The organism is Streptomyces sp. adm13(2018) (genome assembly GCF_008042145.1).
Classification (GTDB): Bacteria; Actinomycetota; Actinomycetes; order Streptomycetales; family Streptomycetaceae; genus Streptomyces.
Genome location: NZ_RDBH01000141.1, coordinates 244,344 through 258,652, shown reverse-complemented (window position 1 = coordinate 258,652; position 14,309 = coordinate 244,344). Strand labels below are relative to the sequence as shown.

At 73.6% G+C, this 14,309-nt stretch carries 16 protein-coding genes and 1 pseudogene; 7 read left to right on the top strand and 10 right to left on the bottom strand.

Annotated elements, in window-relative coordinates:
* Window positions 1–22: 22 nt before the first annotated feature.
* Window positions 23–295, top strand: a complete 273-nt coding sequence (locus tag EAO70_RS40115) for a hypothetical protein (protein ID WP_187284089.1) — start codon at window positions 23–25, stop codon at window positions 293–295.
* Between the two features lie 8 nt (window positions 296–303).
* On the top strand, window positions 304–1,059 hold the full coding sequence (locus EAO70_RS29195; RefSeq protein WP_148005847.1) for a decaprenylphospho-beta-D-erythro-pentofuranosid-2-ulose 2-reductase: 756 nt from the start codon (window positions 304–306) through the stop codon (window positions 1,057–1,059).
* Between the two features lie 216 nt (window positions 1,060–1,275).
* Here EAO70_RS29195 and EAO70_RS29190 read toward each other — a convergent pair whose 3' ends face one another.
* The gene (locus tag EAO70_RS29190) at window positions 1,276–1,872 is read right to left on the bottom strand and encodes a 2'-5' RNA ligase family protein (RefSeq protein WP_148005846.1); all 597 of its coding nucleotides are present in this window, start codon (window positions 1,870–1,872) and stop codon (window positions 1,276–1,278) included.
* Between the two features lie 91 nt (window positions 1,873–1,963).
* On the bottom strand, window positions 1,964–2,977 hold the full coding sequence (gene trpS / locus EAO70_RS29185; RefSeq protein WP_148005845.1) for a tryptophan--tRNA ligase: 1,014 nt from the start codon (window positions 2,975–2,977) through the stop codon (window positions 1,964–1,966).
* A 56-nt stretch (window positions 2,978–3,033) separates the two neighbouring features.
* On the opposite strand from trpS, the pseudogene EAO70_RS29180 reads away from it, so the two are divergent.
* Window positions 3,034–3,324 (top strand): annotated as a pseudogene (locus tag EAO70_RS29180) (RNA polymerase sigma factor); the annotation flags it as partial.
* A gap of 169 nt (window positions 3,325–3,493) precedes the next feature.
* Here the strand turns inward: EAO70_RS29180 and glyA are convergent.
* On the bottom strand, window positions 3,494–4,771 hold the full coding sequence (gene glyA / locus EAO70_RS29175) for a serine hydroxymethyltransferase (protein WP_148005844.1): 1,278 nt from the start codon (window positions 4,769–4,771) through the stop codon (window positions 3,494–3,496).
* Window positions 4,772–5,055: 284 nt separating this feature from the next.
* On the opposite strand from glyA, the gene rocD reads away from it, so the two are divergent.
* Window positions 5,056–6,264, top strand: coding sequence for an ornithine--oxo-acid transaminase (gene rocD / locus EAO70_RS29170; protein ID WP_148005843.1), 1,209 nt, complete (start codon window positions 5,056–5,058; stop codon window positions 6,262–6,264).
* 329 nt (window positions 6,265–6,593) lie between these two features.
* On the top strand, window positions 6,594–7,289 hold the full coding sequence (locus EAO70_RS29165) for a polysaccharide deacetylase family protein (protein ID WP_148005842.1): 696 nt from the start codon (window positions 6,594–6,596) through the stop codon (window positions 7,287–7,289).
* Between the two features lie 106 nt (window positions 7,290–7,395).
* On the opposite strand, the gene EAO70_RS29160 is transcribed toward EAO70_RS29165, so the two are convergent.
* The gene (locus tag EAO70_RS29160) at window positions 7,396–8,580 is read right to left on the bottom strand and encodes a glutathionylspermidine synthase family protein (protein WP_148005841.1); all 1,185 of its coding nucleotides are present in this window, start codon (window positions 8,578–8,580) and stop codon (window positions 7,396–7,398) included.
* A 14-nt stretch (window positions 8,581–8,594) separates the two neighbouring features.
* Window positions 8,595–8,876 (bottom strand): hypothetical protein, encoded by a 282-nt coding sequence (locus EAO70_RS29155; RefSeq protein WP_148005840.1) that lies wholly within the window; start codon window positions 8,874–8,876, stop codon window positions 8,595–8,597.
* Window positions 8,877–8,966: 90 nt separating this feature from the next.
* Between EAO70_RS29155 and EAO70_RS29150 the strand changes: the two genes are divergently transcribed.
* Window positions 8,967–9,782, top strand: a complete 816-nt coding sequence (locus EAO70_RS29150) for a hypothetical protein (RefSeq protein WP_148005839.1) — start codon at window positions 8,967–8,969, stop codon at window positions 9,780–9,782.
* Window positions 9,783–9,842: 60 nt separating this feature from the next.
* Here EAO70_RS29150 and EAO70_RS29145 read toward each other — a convergent pair whose 3' ends face one another.
* The 3 genes from EAO70_RS29145 to EAO70_RS29135 all read right to left on the bottom strand — a co-directional run bounded on the left by EAO70_RS29145 (window position 9,843) and on the right by EAO70_RS29135 (window position 11,929).
* Entirely contained in the window at window positions 9,843–9,995 is a 153-nt protein-coding gene (locus EAO70_RS29145) for a DUF397 domain-containing protein (protein ID WP_148005838.1), read from the bottom strand.
* 51 nt (window positions 9,996–10,046) lie between these two features.
* Window positions 10,047–10,289 (bottom strand): DUF6411 family protein, encoded by a 243-nt coding sequence (locus EAO70_RS29140; protein ID WP_148005837.1) that lies wholly within the window; start codon window positions 10,287–10,289, stop codon window positions 10,047–10,049.
* Window positions 10,290–10,396: 107 nt separating this feature from the next.
* Window positions 10,397–11,929 (bottom strand): PLP-dependent aminotransferase family protein, encoded by a 1,533-nt coding sequence (locus tag EAO70_RS29135; protein ID WP_148005836.1) that lies wholly within the window; start codon window positions 11,927–11,929, stop codon window positions 10,397–10,399.
* A 46-nt stretch (window positions 11,930–11,975) separates the two neighbouring features.
* Here EAO70_RS29135 and EAO70_RS29130 point away from each other — a divergent pair, with 46 nt between their 5' ends.
* On the top strand, window positions 11,976–12,518 hold the full coding sequence (locus EAO70_RS29130) for a carboxymuconolactone decarboxylase family protein (RefSeq protein ID WP_148005835.1): 543 nt from the start codon (window positions 11,976–11,978) through the stop codon (window positions 12,516–12,518).
* A 145-nt stretch (window positions 12,519–12,663) separates the two neighbouring features.
* On the opposite strand, the gene EAO70_RS29125 is transcribed toward EAO70_RS29130, so the two are convergent.
* The gene (locus EAO70_RS29125; protein WP_148005834.1) at window positions 12,664–13,653 is read right to left on the bottom strand and encodes a malate dehydrogenase; all 990 of its coding nucleotides are present in this window, start codon (window positions 13,651–13,653) and stop codon (window positions 12,664–12,666) included.
* 200 nt (window positions 13,654–13,853) lie between these two features.
* The coding region (locus tag EAO70_RS29120; RefSeq protein ID WP_148006574.1) for a DUF2690 domain-containing protein at window positions 13,854–14,309 on the bottom strand (456 nt) is incomplete at its 5' end.

Below are 14,309 nucleotides of genomic sequence, written 5' to 3'. Positions count from 1 at the left end.
ACGCGGCGATACGGTCACCTCCATGGCTGTCGAGACCCGTCTCCTTGACGACGACCGCGCGGCGACCACCGGCCGGGGACGCACCGCACCGACCCACGCGCGCGTGCGGCGGCCCCACGGCCGCACGCGCGCGTGGGTCGATGCCGTTCGTGTCCACCTCGCCAGGGACTCCCGCGTACGCCCGGAGGTGCCGGCCGCGACGGACCCGTCGCTCGGCGGGTTCCGGGCGCCGCGGGCCGCGCTCGACGCCCGGTCCGTCCTCGCCCCGGACCTCTCCCGCCGCCTCGACCTCTAGGAGCCCCCGTGAAGGACGCCTTCGGTGCCCCTCAGTCCCTGCTCGTCCTCGGCGGCACCTCCGCGATCGGGCTCGCCACCGCCCGGCGGCTGATCGCCCGCGGTACCCGTACCGTCTGGCTCGCCGGGCGGCCCTCCCCCGCGCTCGCCGTTGCCGCGGAATCGCTGCGGGCGCTCGGCGCCGAGGTGCGGACCGTGCCCTTCGACGCGCTCGACACCGAGTCGCACGAGGAACGGATCGGCAAGATCTTCACCGAGGGGACCATCGACATGGTGCTCCTCGCCTTCGGGGTCCTCGGCGACCAGGCGCACGACGAGTCCGACCCGGTCGCCGCCGTGCGCGTCGCGCAGACCAACTACACCGGCGCGGTCTCGGCCGGACTGGTGTGCGGGGGCGCGCTCCAGGAGCAGGGGCACGGCTCGCTGGTGGTGCTGTCCTCGGTGGCGGGCGAGCGGGCCCGCCGCGCGGACTTCATCTACGGCTCGTCGAAGGCGGGGCTCGACGTCTTCACCCAGGGCCTCGGGGACGCGCTGCACGGCACGGGCGTGCACGTGATGGTCGTACGGCCCGGGTTCGTCCGCTCGGAGGCGACGGCCGGGCGGGCGGAGAGCCCGCTCGCGACCACGCCCGAGGCGGTCGCGACCGCGATCGAGCTGGGGCTGCGGCGGCACTCGGAGACGGTGTGGGTGCCGGGGACGCTGCGGATGGTGATGACTGCGGTACGCCACCTGCCGAGGCCGCTGTTCCGGCTGCTGCCGGTGTGAGGCGGGGAGGCGCGTGCGCGGGTCCCTTTGCGCGGCGGCCGGTTGTCGGCCGTGCGGGCGCGGGCGGGGGGTCTCGGGCCGCGGCTCGCGGGCGCGTGCGGGCGGCTCTCGCCGCCGGTATGAGGCTCGCGGGCGCGTGCGGGCGGCTCTCGCCGCCGATGTGACGCCGCGCGGGCGGCGCGGGCGGGGCCGCCGTCTCGGCGGCCCCCTGCCAGGTCAGCCGTACGGGGTCGCCGTCGGCGTGTCGACCGGGCTGCCGCCCTGGGCCGGGACGGCCGAGATGGGGCGGCCGCTGCCGAACTCGTAGTCGTACAGCTTCCGCCACACGCCGTCCGCGCCCTGCTCGTACAGCGCGAAGGACCGGCAGTTCCAGGCCGCCTCGTACCCCGCCAGTTCCTCGAACGCGCGGTCCATCCCCTCCTCGGAGATGCCGTGTGCCACGGTGACGTGCGGGTGGTACGGGAACTGGAGCTCGCGCGCGAGCGGGCCCGCCTCGTCCCGGATGTCGTGCTGGAGCCGGCTGCAGGGGGACACACCCTCCTGGACCTTCACGAAGACGACCGGCGAGACCGGGCGGAAGGTCCCGGTGCCCCGGAGGCGCACCGGGAACGGCCGGCAGGCCGCGGCGACACCGGCCAGGTGCGCCTCGATCTCCGGCAGCCGCGCCTCCTCCACCGCGGTCGGCGGGAGGAGCGTGACGTGCGTGGGGATGCCATGGGCGGCCGGGTCCCCGAAGCCGGCGCGCCGCTCCTGGAGCAGGCTGCCGTAGGGCTCCGGGACCGCGATCGAAACGCCGAGCGTTACGGTCCCCACGTCGTTCTCCTCCGTCGTCGGTCGACTTGTGTCGGGTGGTCCAGCCGCCAGTGTGCGGCCTCCACCGCCCTTTGGGCCAGGGTCCTTGGTCTCAGTGCTTGGCCGGCAGGAAGCCCATGCGCTCGTACGTCTGCGCGAGCGTCTCCGCGGCGACCGCCCTGGCCTTCTCCGCTCCCTTGGCCAGGACAGAGTCCAGCGTCTCGGGGTCGTCCAGGTATTCCTGGGTGCGGGTCCGGAACGGAGTGACGAAGTCCACCATGACCTCGGCGAGATCCGTCTTCAGCGCGCCGTACATCTTGCCCTCGTAGCTCTTCTCCAGGTCCGCGACGGAGGTGGAGGTGAGCGTGGACATGATGCTGAGCAGGTTGGAGACGCCGGCCTTGTTCTCCGGGTCGAAGCGGATGACCGTGTCGGTGTCGGTGACCGCGCTCTTGACCTTCTTCGCGCTGATCTTCGGGTCGTCCAGGAGGTTGATGAGGCCCTTCGGCGTCGATGCCGACTTGCTCATCTTGATCGACGGGTCCTGGAGGTCGTAGATCTTCCCGGTCTCCTTGAGGATGTACGGCGCCGGGATGGTGAACGTCTCGCCGAAGCGGCCGTTGAAGCGCTCCGCGAGGTCGCGCGTCAGCTCGATGTGCTGGCGCTGGTCCTCGCCGACCGGGACCTGGTCGGCCTGGTAGAGCAGGATGTCGGCGACCTGGAGGATCGGGTACGTGAAGAGTCCGACGGTGGCGCGGTCGGCGCCCTGCTTGGCGGACTTGTCCTTGAACTGGGTCATGCGGGAGGCCTCGCCGAAGCCGGTGAGGCAGTTCATGACCCAGCCGAGCTGGGCGTGCTCGGGGACGTGGCTCTGGACGAACAGCGTGCAGCGCTCGGGGTCGAGGCCGGCGGCGAGCAGCTGCGCCGCGGCCAGCCGGGTGTTGGCGCGCAGCTCGGCGGGGTCCTGGGGGACCGTGATCGCGTGCAGGTCGACGACCATGTAGAAGGCGTCGTGGGACTCCTGGAGGGCGACCCACTGGCGGACGGCGCCGAGGTAGTTGCCGAGGTGGAACGAGCCTGCCGTGGGCTGGATTCCGGAGAGCACGCGGGGAACGTCAGAGGCCATGCACATCATTCTCTCAGGTGTGGGAACCGATCCCGGACTGCCGGTGCGTCAACGGTGTGAGGACGCGGGAGGGGGGCCTGGTCGACGATGAGGCCGCGGTGATCGCTCGGGTGCGCGCCGGAGAGCCGGAGGCGTACGCGGGGCTGGTCCGCGCGCACACGGCGGTCGCGCTGGGAGCGGCGGTGGCGTGCGGTGCGGGCGCCGCGGCCGAGGACGTGGTGCGGCAGGCCTTCTTCAAGGCGTACCGCTCGCTCGGGCGCTTCGAGGAGGGCTCGGCGTTCCGGCCGTGGCTGCTGCGGATCGTCGTCAATGAGACCAGGAACACAGTGCGGTCGGCGGGCCGGCAGGGGCCCCGCACCTGCTGACGTTCCCGATGACGGACGGCACGGGCACGGCCTGGACGCACGAGGTCCGTACGGCGGGCCCCACGCTCCTGGCGGACTCCCCGGCCGGGTCGGCCGGGGAGTCCGGGGCGGGTCGGACGGTAAGGCCCGGGGGCCGGCCGGCCGGGGCCGGTCAGACGGTGAGGCCGGGGGCCGGGAAGGCGGTGAGCAGGTCGGCGACCTCCGTGCGGATCGTGGCGAGGGCCTGCTCGTCGCCGGTGCCGGCGGCCGCGACAGCGCGGTCGATCCAGGCGGCGACCAGGGGCATGTGCGCGGTGCCGAGCCCGCGGGAGGTGAGGGAGGGGGTGCCGATGCGGATGCCCGAGGGGTCGAACGGCTTCCGGGGGTCGTAGGGGACGGTGTTGTAGTTGACGACGATGCCCGCCCGGTCGAGGGCCTTGGCCGCGATCTTGGCCGGGACCTGCTGGGGGGTGAGGTCCATCAGGACGATGTGGTTGTCGGTGCCGCCGGAGACCAGGTCGAAGCCGCGGACGAGGAGCGCCTCGGCGAGGGCCCTGGCGTTGGCGACGACGGCGTGGGCGTAGTCGCGGAAGGAGGGCAGGGACGCCTCGCGGAGGGCGACGGCGATGGCGGCGGTGGTCTGGTTGTGCGGGCCGCCCTGGAGGCCGGGGAAGACGGCCTTGTCGAGGGCCTTGGCATGCTCCTCGCGGCACATCAGCATGGCGCCGCGCGGGCCGCGCAGGGTCTTGTGGGTGGTCGTGGAGACGACGTCCACGTGCGGTACGGGGGACGGGTGGGCGCCGCCCGCGACCAGGCCCGCGATGTGGGCGATGTCGGCGACGAGCACGGCGCCGGTCTCGCGGGCGATCTCACCGAAGGCGGCGAAGTCGATCGTGCGGGGCAGCGCGGTGCCGCCGCAGAAGATGACCTTGGGCCGCTCCTTGAGGGCGAGGTCGCGGACCTCGTCGAAGTCGATGAGGCCGGTGTCCTGGCGGACGCCGTACTGGACGCCGCGGAACCACTTGCCGGTGGCGGAGACGCCCCAGCCGTGGGTGAGGTGGCCGCCCATCGGCAGCGCCATGCCCATGACGGTGTCGCCGGGCTCGGCGAAGGCGAGGTAGACGGCGAGGTTGGCCGGGGACCCGGAGTAGGGCTGGACGTTGGCGTGGTCGACGCCGAAGACGGCCTTGGCGCGCTCGACGGCGAGGGTCTCGACCTGGTCGATGATCTGCTGGCCCTCGTAGTAGCGGCGGCCGGGGTAGCCCTCGCTGTACTTGTTCTGGAGGACGGTGCCGGAGGCTTCGAGGACGGCTGTGGAGACGTAGTTCTCGCTGGGGATCATCCGCAGGGTCTCGGCCTGGAGGCGTTCCTCGGCGCTCACGAGGGCGGCGAGTTCGGGGTCGGTGGCGGCGAGCGCGGGGTGCGGGTACGGGTGCTGCGGTGCGGTCATGACGGGGTCCTCCGGGCGTCGGTGGGTCCCGGGGCACTGCGTGAGGCGCGGCGCCACGCGGGACTTCGGTCCCGTGACGCCCAGGCGGGCGGCGTCTCGTGTGGTCTGCCGCGCACGGCTCCCCCGGGGTCGCTTCCCCGCGCGCCAGTCGCCGTGCGTGGGGTCAGAGTAGCGGGCGTGGCGCGCGCGAGGTTTCCCGGTCCGGCATCCGAGCGACGATAGAAACAGGGGCCACATCCCCTCGTCGGGGTCACCCCCCGAGCCGCAGGACGAACGGAGATCCCGTGTCGAGCACACAAGACGCGATCGCTTCGGCGGAGGCGCACAGCGCTCACAACTACCACCCCCTGCCGGTCGTCGTCGCTTCGGCGGACGGCGCCTGGATGACCGATGTCGAGGGGCGCCGTTATCTCGACATGCTCGCCGGCTACTCGGCGCTCAACTTCGGGCACGGCAACCGGCGTCTGATCGACGCGGCGAAGGCCCAGCTGGAGCGGGTGACGCTGACGTCGCGCGCCTTCCACCACGACCGGTTCGCCGAGTTCTGCACCCGGCTCGCCGAGCTGTGCGGGAAGGAGGCGGTGCTGCCGATGAACACCGGAGCGGAGGCGATCGAGACGGCCGTGAAGACCGTCCGGAAGTGGGGGTACGAGGTGAAGGGCGTGCCGGACGGGCACGCGAAGATCGTGGTGGCGGCGAACAACTTCCACGGCCGGACGACGACGATCGTGAGCTTCTCCACGGACCACGAGGCGCGGGACCACTTCGGTCCGTACACGCCGGGGTTCGAGATCGTTCCGTACGGCGACCTGACGGCGATGGAGGCCGCGGTCACCGAGAACACGGTGGCGGTGCTGCTCGAACCGATCCAGGGCGAGGCGGGTGTCCTGGTCCCGCCGGCGGGCTATCTCGCGGGAGTGCGGGAGCTGACCCGCCGGCGGAACGTGCTGTTCGTGGCGGACGAGATCCAGTCGGGTCTGGGCCGGACGGGCCGGACGTTCGCGTGCGAGCACGAGGGCGTGGTGCCGGACGTGTACGTGCTGGGGAAGGCGCTGGGCGGCGGCGTGGTGCCGGTGTCGGCGGTGGTCGCCGACCGCGAGGTGCTCGGGGTGTTCAGGCCGGGTGAGCACGGCTCGACCTTCGGCGGGAACCCGCTGGCCTGCGCGGTGGCGCTGGAGGTCGTGGCGATGCTGCGGACGGGCGAGTACCAGGAGCGTGCCGCGGAGCTGGGCGAGCACCTGCACGCCGAGCTGGGGCTGCTCGTGGGCGGCGGGGCGGTGGAGGCGGTGCGCGGGCGCGGTCTGTGGGCCGGGGTGGACATCGCCCCGTCGCACGGCACGGGCCGGGAGATCTCGGAGAAGCTGATGGCGCGGGGGGTCCTGGTGAAGGACACCCACGGGTCGACGATCCGCATCGCCCCGCCGCTGGTCATCTCGAAGGAGGACCTCGACTGGGGCCTGGACCAGTTGAGGGGGGTGCTGGCCGGGGAGTGAGACGGGGCCTGGCCAGGGGGTGACGGTGACCCCTGGCCACGGGCCCGGGCCGGGAAGTGAGGCGGGACCTGGCCAGGGAGCGTGACCGGCGGCCCCGGCCGGGGACTGAGGCGGTCCCGGCCGGGGACTGAGGCGGTCCCGGCCGGGGACTGAGGCGGTCCCGGCCGGGGACTGAGGCGGTCCCGGCGGGGCGTAAGCGGGCCCTGGCCGAGTGACGGGGGTCTGGCCGGGGAGTGACGGGGGTCTGGTAGAGGGGGCGGCGGTCGTGGGGCGGAGTGGGTCAACCCGGACCATTGACACGGCAGTTGGTCTAGGCCAATGATGCCGCCATGCCGAGACTCAGCCTGCGCCACGCCGTGCGTGCCGCGCTCGCCGCCGCCGTCCCCCTCGCCCTCCTCGGCGCGGTCACGGGCCCCGCGCACGCCGCCCCGCGGGCGGCCTGGCCCGAGCCCGTCCCGGTGGTCCCGCGCATCGACACCACCGACCCGGTCGTCTTCATCACCATCGACGACGGCTGGTTCCACGACCCCGCCGCCGCGAAGCTGCTGCTCGACCGCCGGGTGCCCGCCTCGCTGTTCCTGCTGCCCGGCGCCTACTCGTACGACTCCGGCTACTTCCGCGACCTGCTCGCCGGGGGCCCCTCCCGCGTCGAGAACCACACGGTCAACCACCCGGACCTGACCGCCCTCGACGCGGCCGGCCAGACGGCGGAGTTCTGCGGCGCCCGGGACCGGCACCTCGCCCAGTTCGGCGACGGCCCCCGGCTGATCCGCCCGCCCTACGGGGTGTACGACGCGACGACCCGGACCGCGGCCCGCGCCTGCGGGGCGAAGGCGCTGGTCACCTGGACGTACGACCTCACCACCTGGGGCCAGTGGAGCCCGCCGACGCCGACGCTCAAGGCCGGCGACATCATCCTGCTGCACTTCAACGAGACGCTGGAGGACGACCTGACCCGGGCCCTGGCGGCCGCCGAGGCCGCGGGCCTGCGCCCGGCCCCGCTGCGGGACTACGTGCCCGAGTAGGCCGAGGCCGGGCAGGCGGGCAGGCGGGCAGGCGGGCGAGCGGGCGAGCGGGCGAGCGGGCGAGCGACCGGATCCGACGGGGACAGCCGGGGTCCGACGCCGGGGCCTACAGGATCACGTGCGGGAGGAAGCGGGCGTACTCGTCGGTGACGAGGTCCGCCGACTCCCGGATGCCGAGACCCGCCGCCTCGTCCTCGACGACCCACGCGCCGAGCACCACCCGGTTGCCGTCGAAGTCGGGGAGCGGGGCCAGCTCCTGGTAGCAGCAGGGCTCCCCGTCCCGTACGAACGGCTCCGTGCCCGCCTCGTGCAGGGTGACGCCGGCGCCCTCGCGGCCGAGCAGCGGCTTGGCGACCCAGCCGGTGGTGGCGGCGAGTTCCCGCGGTCCGTCGAGATAGGCGGGCAGCAGATTGGGGTGGCCCGGGTACAGCTCCCACAGGATCGCGAGGAGCGCCTTGTTGGAGAGCAGCATCTTCCAGGCGGGCTCGATCCAGCAGGTCGTGCCGGTGCCGCCACCGTTGTCGAGGGTGTCCAGGACGTGCGGGCCGAAGCGGTCGGTGGTCAGCCACTCCCACGGGTAGAGCTTGAAGCAGCTGCGGATGAACCGGAGCCGGTCGTCCACGAAGCGGCCCGAGAGCCGGTCCCAGCCGATCCGTTCGACGGAGAGCGCCTCGGTCTCCAGGCCGGCCTGCTGGGCGGTCTCGCGCAGGTACGCGACCGTCATCAGGTCCTCGCCGAGCTCGTCGCCGTCCGAGTGCGCGAAGTGGAGGGGGCCCGGAGGCAGCAGGTGGGCCTGCCGCTTCCACGCGTCGACGAGCCGTTCGTGGAGGGAGTTCCACTGGTCGGCGCCGGGGAATCGTTCCTCCATCCAGAACCACTGCGGGCTGGCGGCCTCGACGAGCGAGGTGGGGGTGTCGGCGTTGTACTCCAGCATCTTGGCCGGCCCGGTGCCGTCGTAGCGGAGGTCGAACCGTCCGTACAGGGACGGCAGTTCGGCCCGCCGCCGCCAGGACTCGGCGACCAGCGACGCGAGCCGGGGGTCGGTGATCCCCAGCTCGGCGAACCGGTCCCGCTCGACGATGTGCGCGGCCGCCGCGAGGCTCATCGCGTGCAGCTCCTCGACGACCTCCTCCAGGGCCTCGACCTCGGGCAGCCCGAAGGAGTAGTACGCGCTCTCGTCCCAGTACGGGCGCAGCGAGCCGTCCGGGTAGCGGGTCAGCGGGTAGACGAGCCCCTGCTCCTCCACCGTCTCCTGCCAGCCCGGCCGGGGCTCGATGGTGTGCCGTCGCATGTGCCGGACCTCTCTCAGCCGCCGCCGGAACCGGAGCAGCCGAAGCCGCCGCTGTCCACGGCCTTCTTGTCGAAGCTGCCGCCGCTCACGCGGTTGTCGCTTATGGAGCCGCCGTAGTAGTACGAACCCCGGTGGGAGCTACTGCCCTTGTCGTCGTCGCACTCGTAGCTGGGCAGCGTCTCCCGGGTCACCGGGTCGACGCACCGCTTGTCCGGGTCGGAGCCGCACGCGGTGATCGTCGCCGCGAGCACTCCCATCCCGCCGAGCACCACCGTGCTCGACCTCAGCCTCCGCATGTCCTGGCCCTCCCCTTCGCAGTCGCGACCGCACAGTGTAGGCCGCTCGATTCCAGCCGCAGCCCCTAGAGTCGTTTCGTGCTACTCGGGATGATTTGCGCTCTCGCCTCCTCCGTCTGCTTCGGCGCGGCCTCCGTCTTCCAGGCGATGGCGGCCCGCGCCGCGACGCCGGGCACCGGGGGCGGTGTGGACGTCGCCCTGATGTGGCGGGCGTTGCGGCAGTGGCGGTACGTGCTCGGCCTCGGCATGGACGGCCTCGGCTTCGCCCTCCAGATCGTGGCGCTGCGGACCCTGCCGATCTATGTGGTCGGCGCGGCGCTCGCGGCGAGCCTGGCGGTCACGGCGGTCATCGCCTCCCGGCTGCTGCGGGTGCGGCTCAGCCGGGTGGAGTGGACGGCCGTGGGCGTGGTCTGCGCGGGCCTGGCGCTCCTCGCCCTCACCTCGGGGAAGGAGGGCCACCGGCCGGGCCCGGAGTGGCTGCCCTGGGGTCTGCTGGCCGCCGCGTTCGGCGTGCTGCTGCTCGGGGTGGCGGGCGGCCGGCTGCCGGAGAAGCCGCGCGCGCTGGTCCTGGGCCTGGGGGCGGGCTTCGGCTTCGGGGTGGTGGAGGTGGCGGTCCGGCTGATCGACGGGATCGACCTCACGGACCCGTCGCTGTACGCCCTGCTGGTGGGCGGCGGAGCGGCGTTCCTGCTGCTGACCTCGGCGCTCCAGCGCGGCTCGGTGACGACGGCGACGGCGGGCTCGGTCCTGGGCGAGACGATCGGTCCGGCGATCATCGGCGTGGCCTGGCTCGGCGACACGACCCGCGAGAACCTCGGCTGGCTCGCGGTCACCGGCTTCGCGATCGCGGTGGCGGGCTCCCTGACCCTCGCCCGCTTCGGCGAACCGCCGGAACGGACGGACTGAGTACGGACATGACGGGGCCCCGCTCTCCAACTGACTACGGAGCGGGGCCTTTCGCCGACGTCAGGCGCTGAGCTGCCCGCCCTTGACGCCCTCGACGAACGCGGAGAAGGCGGCGGCCGGCACGGCGAGGACGGGGCCGGTCGGGAGCTTCGAGTCGCGGACGGGGAGCGCGCGGAGCCGCACACCGTGCCGGACCGCCCGCCGCAGACGCACCGCGGCCCGGCTCCCGACGGAGGTCGGGGCCGGGCCGAGAGGGGTGCGGGGTCAGAACGGCATGTGACCACGGGCGCGACGGCCGGCGGAGCCGCTCTTGCCGACCGCCTTCGAGCTGCTGCGGAACGGCTTACTGAAGAGACGGCCCAGAACGCCGGGAGCCTTGCCGCCCGCGCGGGATCCCAGGCCGAGAGTCTTCTGGGTGCCGCGCTGGGGGTGCTTGGAGAGGCGCGGCAGGAAGAACGCCAGAACGGCGAGTACCACGCATATGGCGATGATTCCGACGATCATCATGTTGGGCCCCATTTCCTCGTGATGCGGTGACGCTTCGTCGTGTGGACCCCGCATACCCGGCTAACCTCCGCTCACGCCCCGGCCGCCGAGTGCTCCGCGCTCCTTGCTCACGGAAGCGTGCGGAGGAGGGCGTCGAGCGCACCCGGCCAGGCGCTGTCCGAGGGGGTGCCGTAGCCGACGACCAGGCCGTCCAGGGTCGCCGGGACCGTCGGGCGGCGGAACTGGTTCACGCCCTGGACCGCGAGGCCGTTCCAGGCAGCGGCCCGCAGCACGTCCTGCTCCGTGCCCGGCGGCAGGGCCAGGACGGCGTGCAGGCCGGCCGCGATCCCGCTGACCCTCGTCTCCGGCGCGCGCGCCGCCACCGCCGCCACCAGCTGGTCGCGGCGCCGCCGGTAGCGCAACCGCATCGCCCGTACGTGCCGGTCGTACGCCCCCGAGGCCAGGAACTCCGCGAAGGCCAGCTGGTCCGGCGCGCCGGACACCCAGTCCACCGCGCCCTTCGCCGCCACCACCTCGCCGACCAGGCTCTCCGGCAGCACCATCCACGCGAGCCGCAGCCCCGGGGCGAGGGACTTGCTCGCCGTCCCCAGGTACACGACCCGCTCGGGATCGAGGCCCTGGAGGGCGCCCACCCGCTGCCGGTCGTAGCGGAACTCCCCGTCGTAGTCGTCCTCCAGGACGAAACCGCCCGAGGCCCGCGCCCAGTCGACGACCGCCGCGCGCCGGTCCGGGGGCAGGGCGCCGCCCAGCGGGAACTGGTGGGCCGCCGTCATCAGGACCGCCCCGGCCGAGGCGAGCGGACCGGAGTCGTCGACCCGGGTGCCCCGCTCGTCGAACGGCAGCGCCGGGGTCCCGAGGCCCGCTCCGGTCAGGAGGTCCGCGTGCAGGCCGAGCCCGTACGACTCCACCGCGACGTCCCGGACACCGCGGCTCCGCAGCACCTGCCCGACCAGCATCAGTCCGTGCACGAAGCCCGCGCAGACGACGATCCGCTCGGGGCGCGCGTACACGCCCCGCGCGCGGGCCAGGTACTCGGCGAGGACGGTACGGAGTTCGGTGCGGCCGCGCGGATCGCCGTATCCGAAGGCCTCGTTGGGGGCGGCGGTGAGGGCCCGCCGGTACGCCTTGAGCCACTCGGCGCGCGGGAAGGACGCCAGGTCGGGGGTGCCCGCCTTGAGGTTGTGCGCGGGCGCGGAGGGCCGGGGCAGGGCGCGCCCGGGAGGTGAAGCGGCGGGGACCACTCCCGGCCGGTGCTCCGCGCGCCGGGGCGCGGCGCGCGGGGACTCGGAGCGGCGCGCCTCCGTGCGCCGGGGTTCCGTGCGCCGGGGCTCGGCGCGGCGGGGTTCGGCGCGGCGGGGTGCGGCGCGGCGGGGTTCGGCGCGGCGGGCGACCCGGGTGCCGGAGCCCTGCCGGGCCGTGAGCCAGCCCTCGGCGACCAGTTCCGCGTAGGCGTCGGCGACGGTGTTGCGGGCCATGCCCAGGTCGGCGGCGAGCGACCGCGAGGACGGCAGCCGGGTGCCCGCCGCCAGCCGCCCGCTGCGGACCGCCTCGCGCAGCGCGTCCATGAGCCCGGCCCGCAGCCGCGGTCCGCGCAGTTCGAGGTGGAGGTCGGCCCCGAAAGTGGCCCACTCGTCAGCCATACGAATGGACCATACTCCTGTGCCACCTGGCTCGTACGGTGAAGACATGACCACGCACACACACCCCACGCACCTCACGCACCCCACGGACGCGCTCGGCACCGTCGCGCCGGCCGAGCACGCCTCCGAGCACGCCCCCCGCCTCCCCCTCGCCGAGCGCGTCCCCGAGTTCTACCGGGCGATGCTGCGCCTGGAGACGGCGGCGGCGAAGGACATCGACCCGACCCTCTACCACCTGATCAAGATCCGGGCCTCGCAGATCAACCACTGCGCCTTCTGCATCGACATGCACACCAAGGACGCGCTTGCCGAGGGCGAGACCGTCGAGCGGATCGTGCAGCTGTCCGCCTGGGAGGAGTCCCGGCACTTCTACACCGAGCGGGAGCTCGCCGCCCTGGCCCTCACCGAGGCCGTCACCGTCCTCACGGACGGCTTCGTGCCCGACGACGTGTACGCCCGCGCCGCGCGGCACTTCGACGAGACCGAACTGGCCCGCGTCATCAGCGCGATCGTCGTCATCAACGCCTGGAACCGGATCGCCGTGTCCACCCGGATGACGCCGGGCCACTACACCCCGCGCGGGGCGTGAGCGGTTCGGCGGCCGCGGATCCGCGCGGCCCGCGGCGCCGGACCCCGGGCCGCCGGGCAGCCCGCCCCCTGGCATGAGAGACGGCGCCCCCGCGCCGTACGGTCGGTCGTACGGTGCGGGGGCGCCGGGCGCGTGGAGCAGGGGCTCAGATGAGGCCGAGCTCGCGGACCGCGTCGCGCTCCTCGGCGAGCTCCTGCACGGAGGCGTCGATGCGGGCGCGCGAGAAGTCGTTGATCTCCAGGCCCTGGACGATCTCGTACGTGCCGTCGGTGCAGGTGACGGGGAAGGAGGAGATGAGACCCTCCGGGACGCCGTACGAGCCGTCCGACGGGATGCCCATGGAGGTCCAGTCGCCCGCGGCGGTGCCGTTGACCCAGGTGTGGACGTGGTCGATGGCGGCGTTCGCGGCCGAGGCGGCGGAGGACGCGCCACGGGCCTCGATGATCGCGGCGCCGCGCTTGGCGACGGTCGGGATGAAGGTGTCGGCCAGCCACGCCTCGTCGCTGACGACCTCGGCGGCGTTCTTGCCGGCGATCTCCGCGTGGAAGATGTCCGGGTACTGGGTCGCCGAGTGGTTGCCCCAGATGGTGAGGCGCTTGATGTCCTCGACCGACGCGCCGGTCTTGGCCGCGAGCTGCGACAGCGCGCGGTTGTGGTCCAGGCGGGTCATCGCGGTGAAGCGCTCGGCCGGCACGTCCGGGGCGGCGGCCTGGGCGATCAGGGCGTTGGTGTTGGCCGGGTTGCCGACGACGAGAACCTTGATGTCGTCCGCGGCGTGGTCGTTGATGGCCTTGCCCTGCGGCTTGAAGATGCCGCCGTTGGCGGCGAGCAGGTCACCGCGCTCCATGCCCTTGGTACGCGGGCGGGCGCCGACCAGCAGCGCGACGTTGGCACCCTCGAAGCCCTGGTTCGGGTCGTCGAAGATGTCGATGCCCTTGAGCAGCGGGAAGGCGCAGTCGTCGAGCTCCATGGCGGTGCCCTCGGCGGCCTTCACGCCCTGGGGGATCTCGAGGAGGCGCAGCTTGACCGGCACGTCCGCGCCGAGCAGGTGGCCGGAGGCGATGCGGAAGAGCAGCGCGTAGCCGATCTGGCCGGCCGCGCCGGTCACGGTGACATTCACGGGAGTGCGGGTCATGGCGATCTCCGTAAGACAGCTGGCGGTGGGGGTCCCTGCCCCTGGTGCGGGATAGCTCTCTTGATCGATCGGTGTCTCGACATGAAGAGATATCCAGCGGTCAGGCTATCCGACCCGGGCCCCGCTGAATCCCCGACCCCTTGTGGTCCGGCTCACTGCCGCCCGCCCGCGGGGCCGCCGCGGGCGGTCCGCGCATGCGTTCACGGGCTGGTGGTGCAGCCTTCGCTGCCGTCCGCGAGCAGGCCGCAGGCCTCCGCGGTCGTGTCGGCGGGAACCGCGACCATCGGCGTGTACGCGTCGGTCCCCGTCGCCACGGTGTCGGCGCTCTCGGCGACGGTCGCGCTCCGCTCCGCCTCCCCGACGCGGATCGTCACCGTGTCCTGGGGCGCGCCGCCGGTGAGCCGGGCCCAGGAGGCGCCGCAGGTCTCGCTGTGGCGGACCTCGACGGTCGCCCCGCCGACGACGGCGCGGGCGACGGTGGTGGCGAGGGGCCCGCCGCACCCCATGGCCTCGGGGTCCCGGCCGGTGCAGTCGGGTCCCGCGCACCGTACGCCCGGGGGGAGTTCGGCGGGCCGGGAAGGCCGTTGCCGGCGGCGACGGTCGTGCGGCCGGCCCCGTGGACGGGGACGGCGGCCACCGCGACGGCCCCGAGGCCC

Excerpts from the sequence above, each read along its gene's own strand:
- EAO70_RS29160 (WP_148005841.1), bottom strand. The coding sequence starts at position 8,580 with ATGCGACGGCACACCATCGAGCCCCGGCCGGGCTGGCAGGAGACGGTG.
- trpS (WP_148005845.1), bottom strand. The coding sequence starts at position 2,977 with ATGGCCTCTGACGTTCCCCGCGTGCTCTCCGGAATCCAGCCCACGGCA.
- EAO70_RS29155 (WP_148005840.1), bottom strand. The coding sequence starts at position 8,876 with ATGCGGAGGCTGAGGTCGAGCACGGTGGTGCTCGGCGGGATGGGAGTG.
- EAO70_RS29125 (WP_148005834.1), bottom strand. The coding sequence starts at position 13,653 with ATGACCCGCACTCCCGTGAATGTCACCGTGACCGGCGCGGCCGGCCAG.
- EAO70_RS29140 (WP_148005837.1), bottom strand. The coding sequence starts at position 10,289 with ATGATGATCGTCGGAATCATCGCCATATGCGTGGTACTCGCCGTTCTG.
- EAO70_RS40115 (WP_187284089.1), top strand. The coding sequence starts at position 23 with ATGGCTGTCGAGACCCGTCTCCTTGACGACGACCGCGCGGCGACCACC.
- EAO70_RS29150 (WP_148005839.1), top strand. The coding sequence starts at position 8,967 with ATGATTTGCGCTCTCGCCTCCTCCGTCTGCTTCGGCGCGGCCTCCGTC.
- EAO70_RS29130 (WP_148005835.1), top strand. The coding sequence starts at position 11,976 with ATGACCACGCACACACACCCCACGCACCTCACGCACCCCACGGACGCG.
- EAO70_RS29165 (WP_148005842.1), top strand. The coding sequence starts at position 6,594 with ATGCCGAGACTCAGCCTGCGCCACGCCGTGCGTGCCGCGCTCGCCGCC.
- EAO70_RS29135 (WP_148005836.1), bottom strand. The coding sequence starts at position 11,929 with ATGGCTGACGAGTGGGCCACTTTCGGGGCCGACCTCCACCTCGAACTG.
- glyA (WP_148005844.1), bottom strand. The coding sequence starts at position 4,771 with ATGACCGCACCGCAGCACCCGTACCCGCACCCCGCGCTCGCCGCCACC.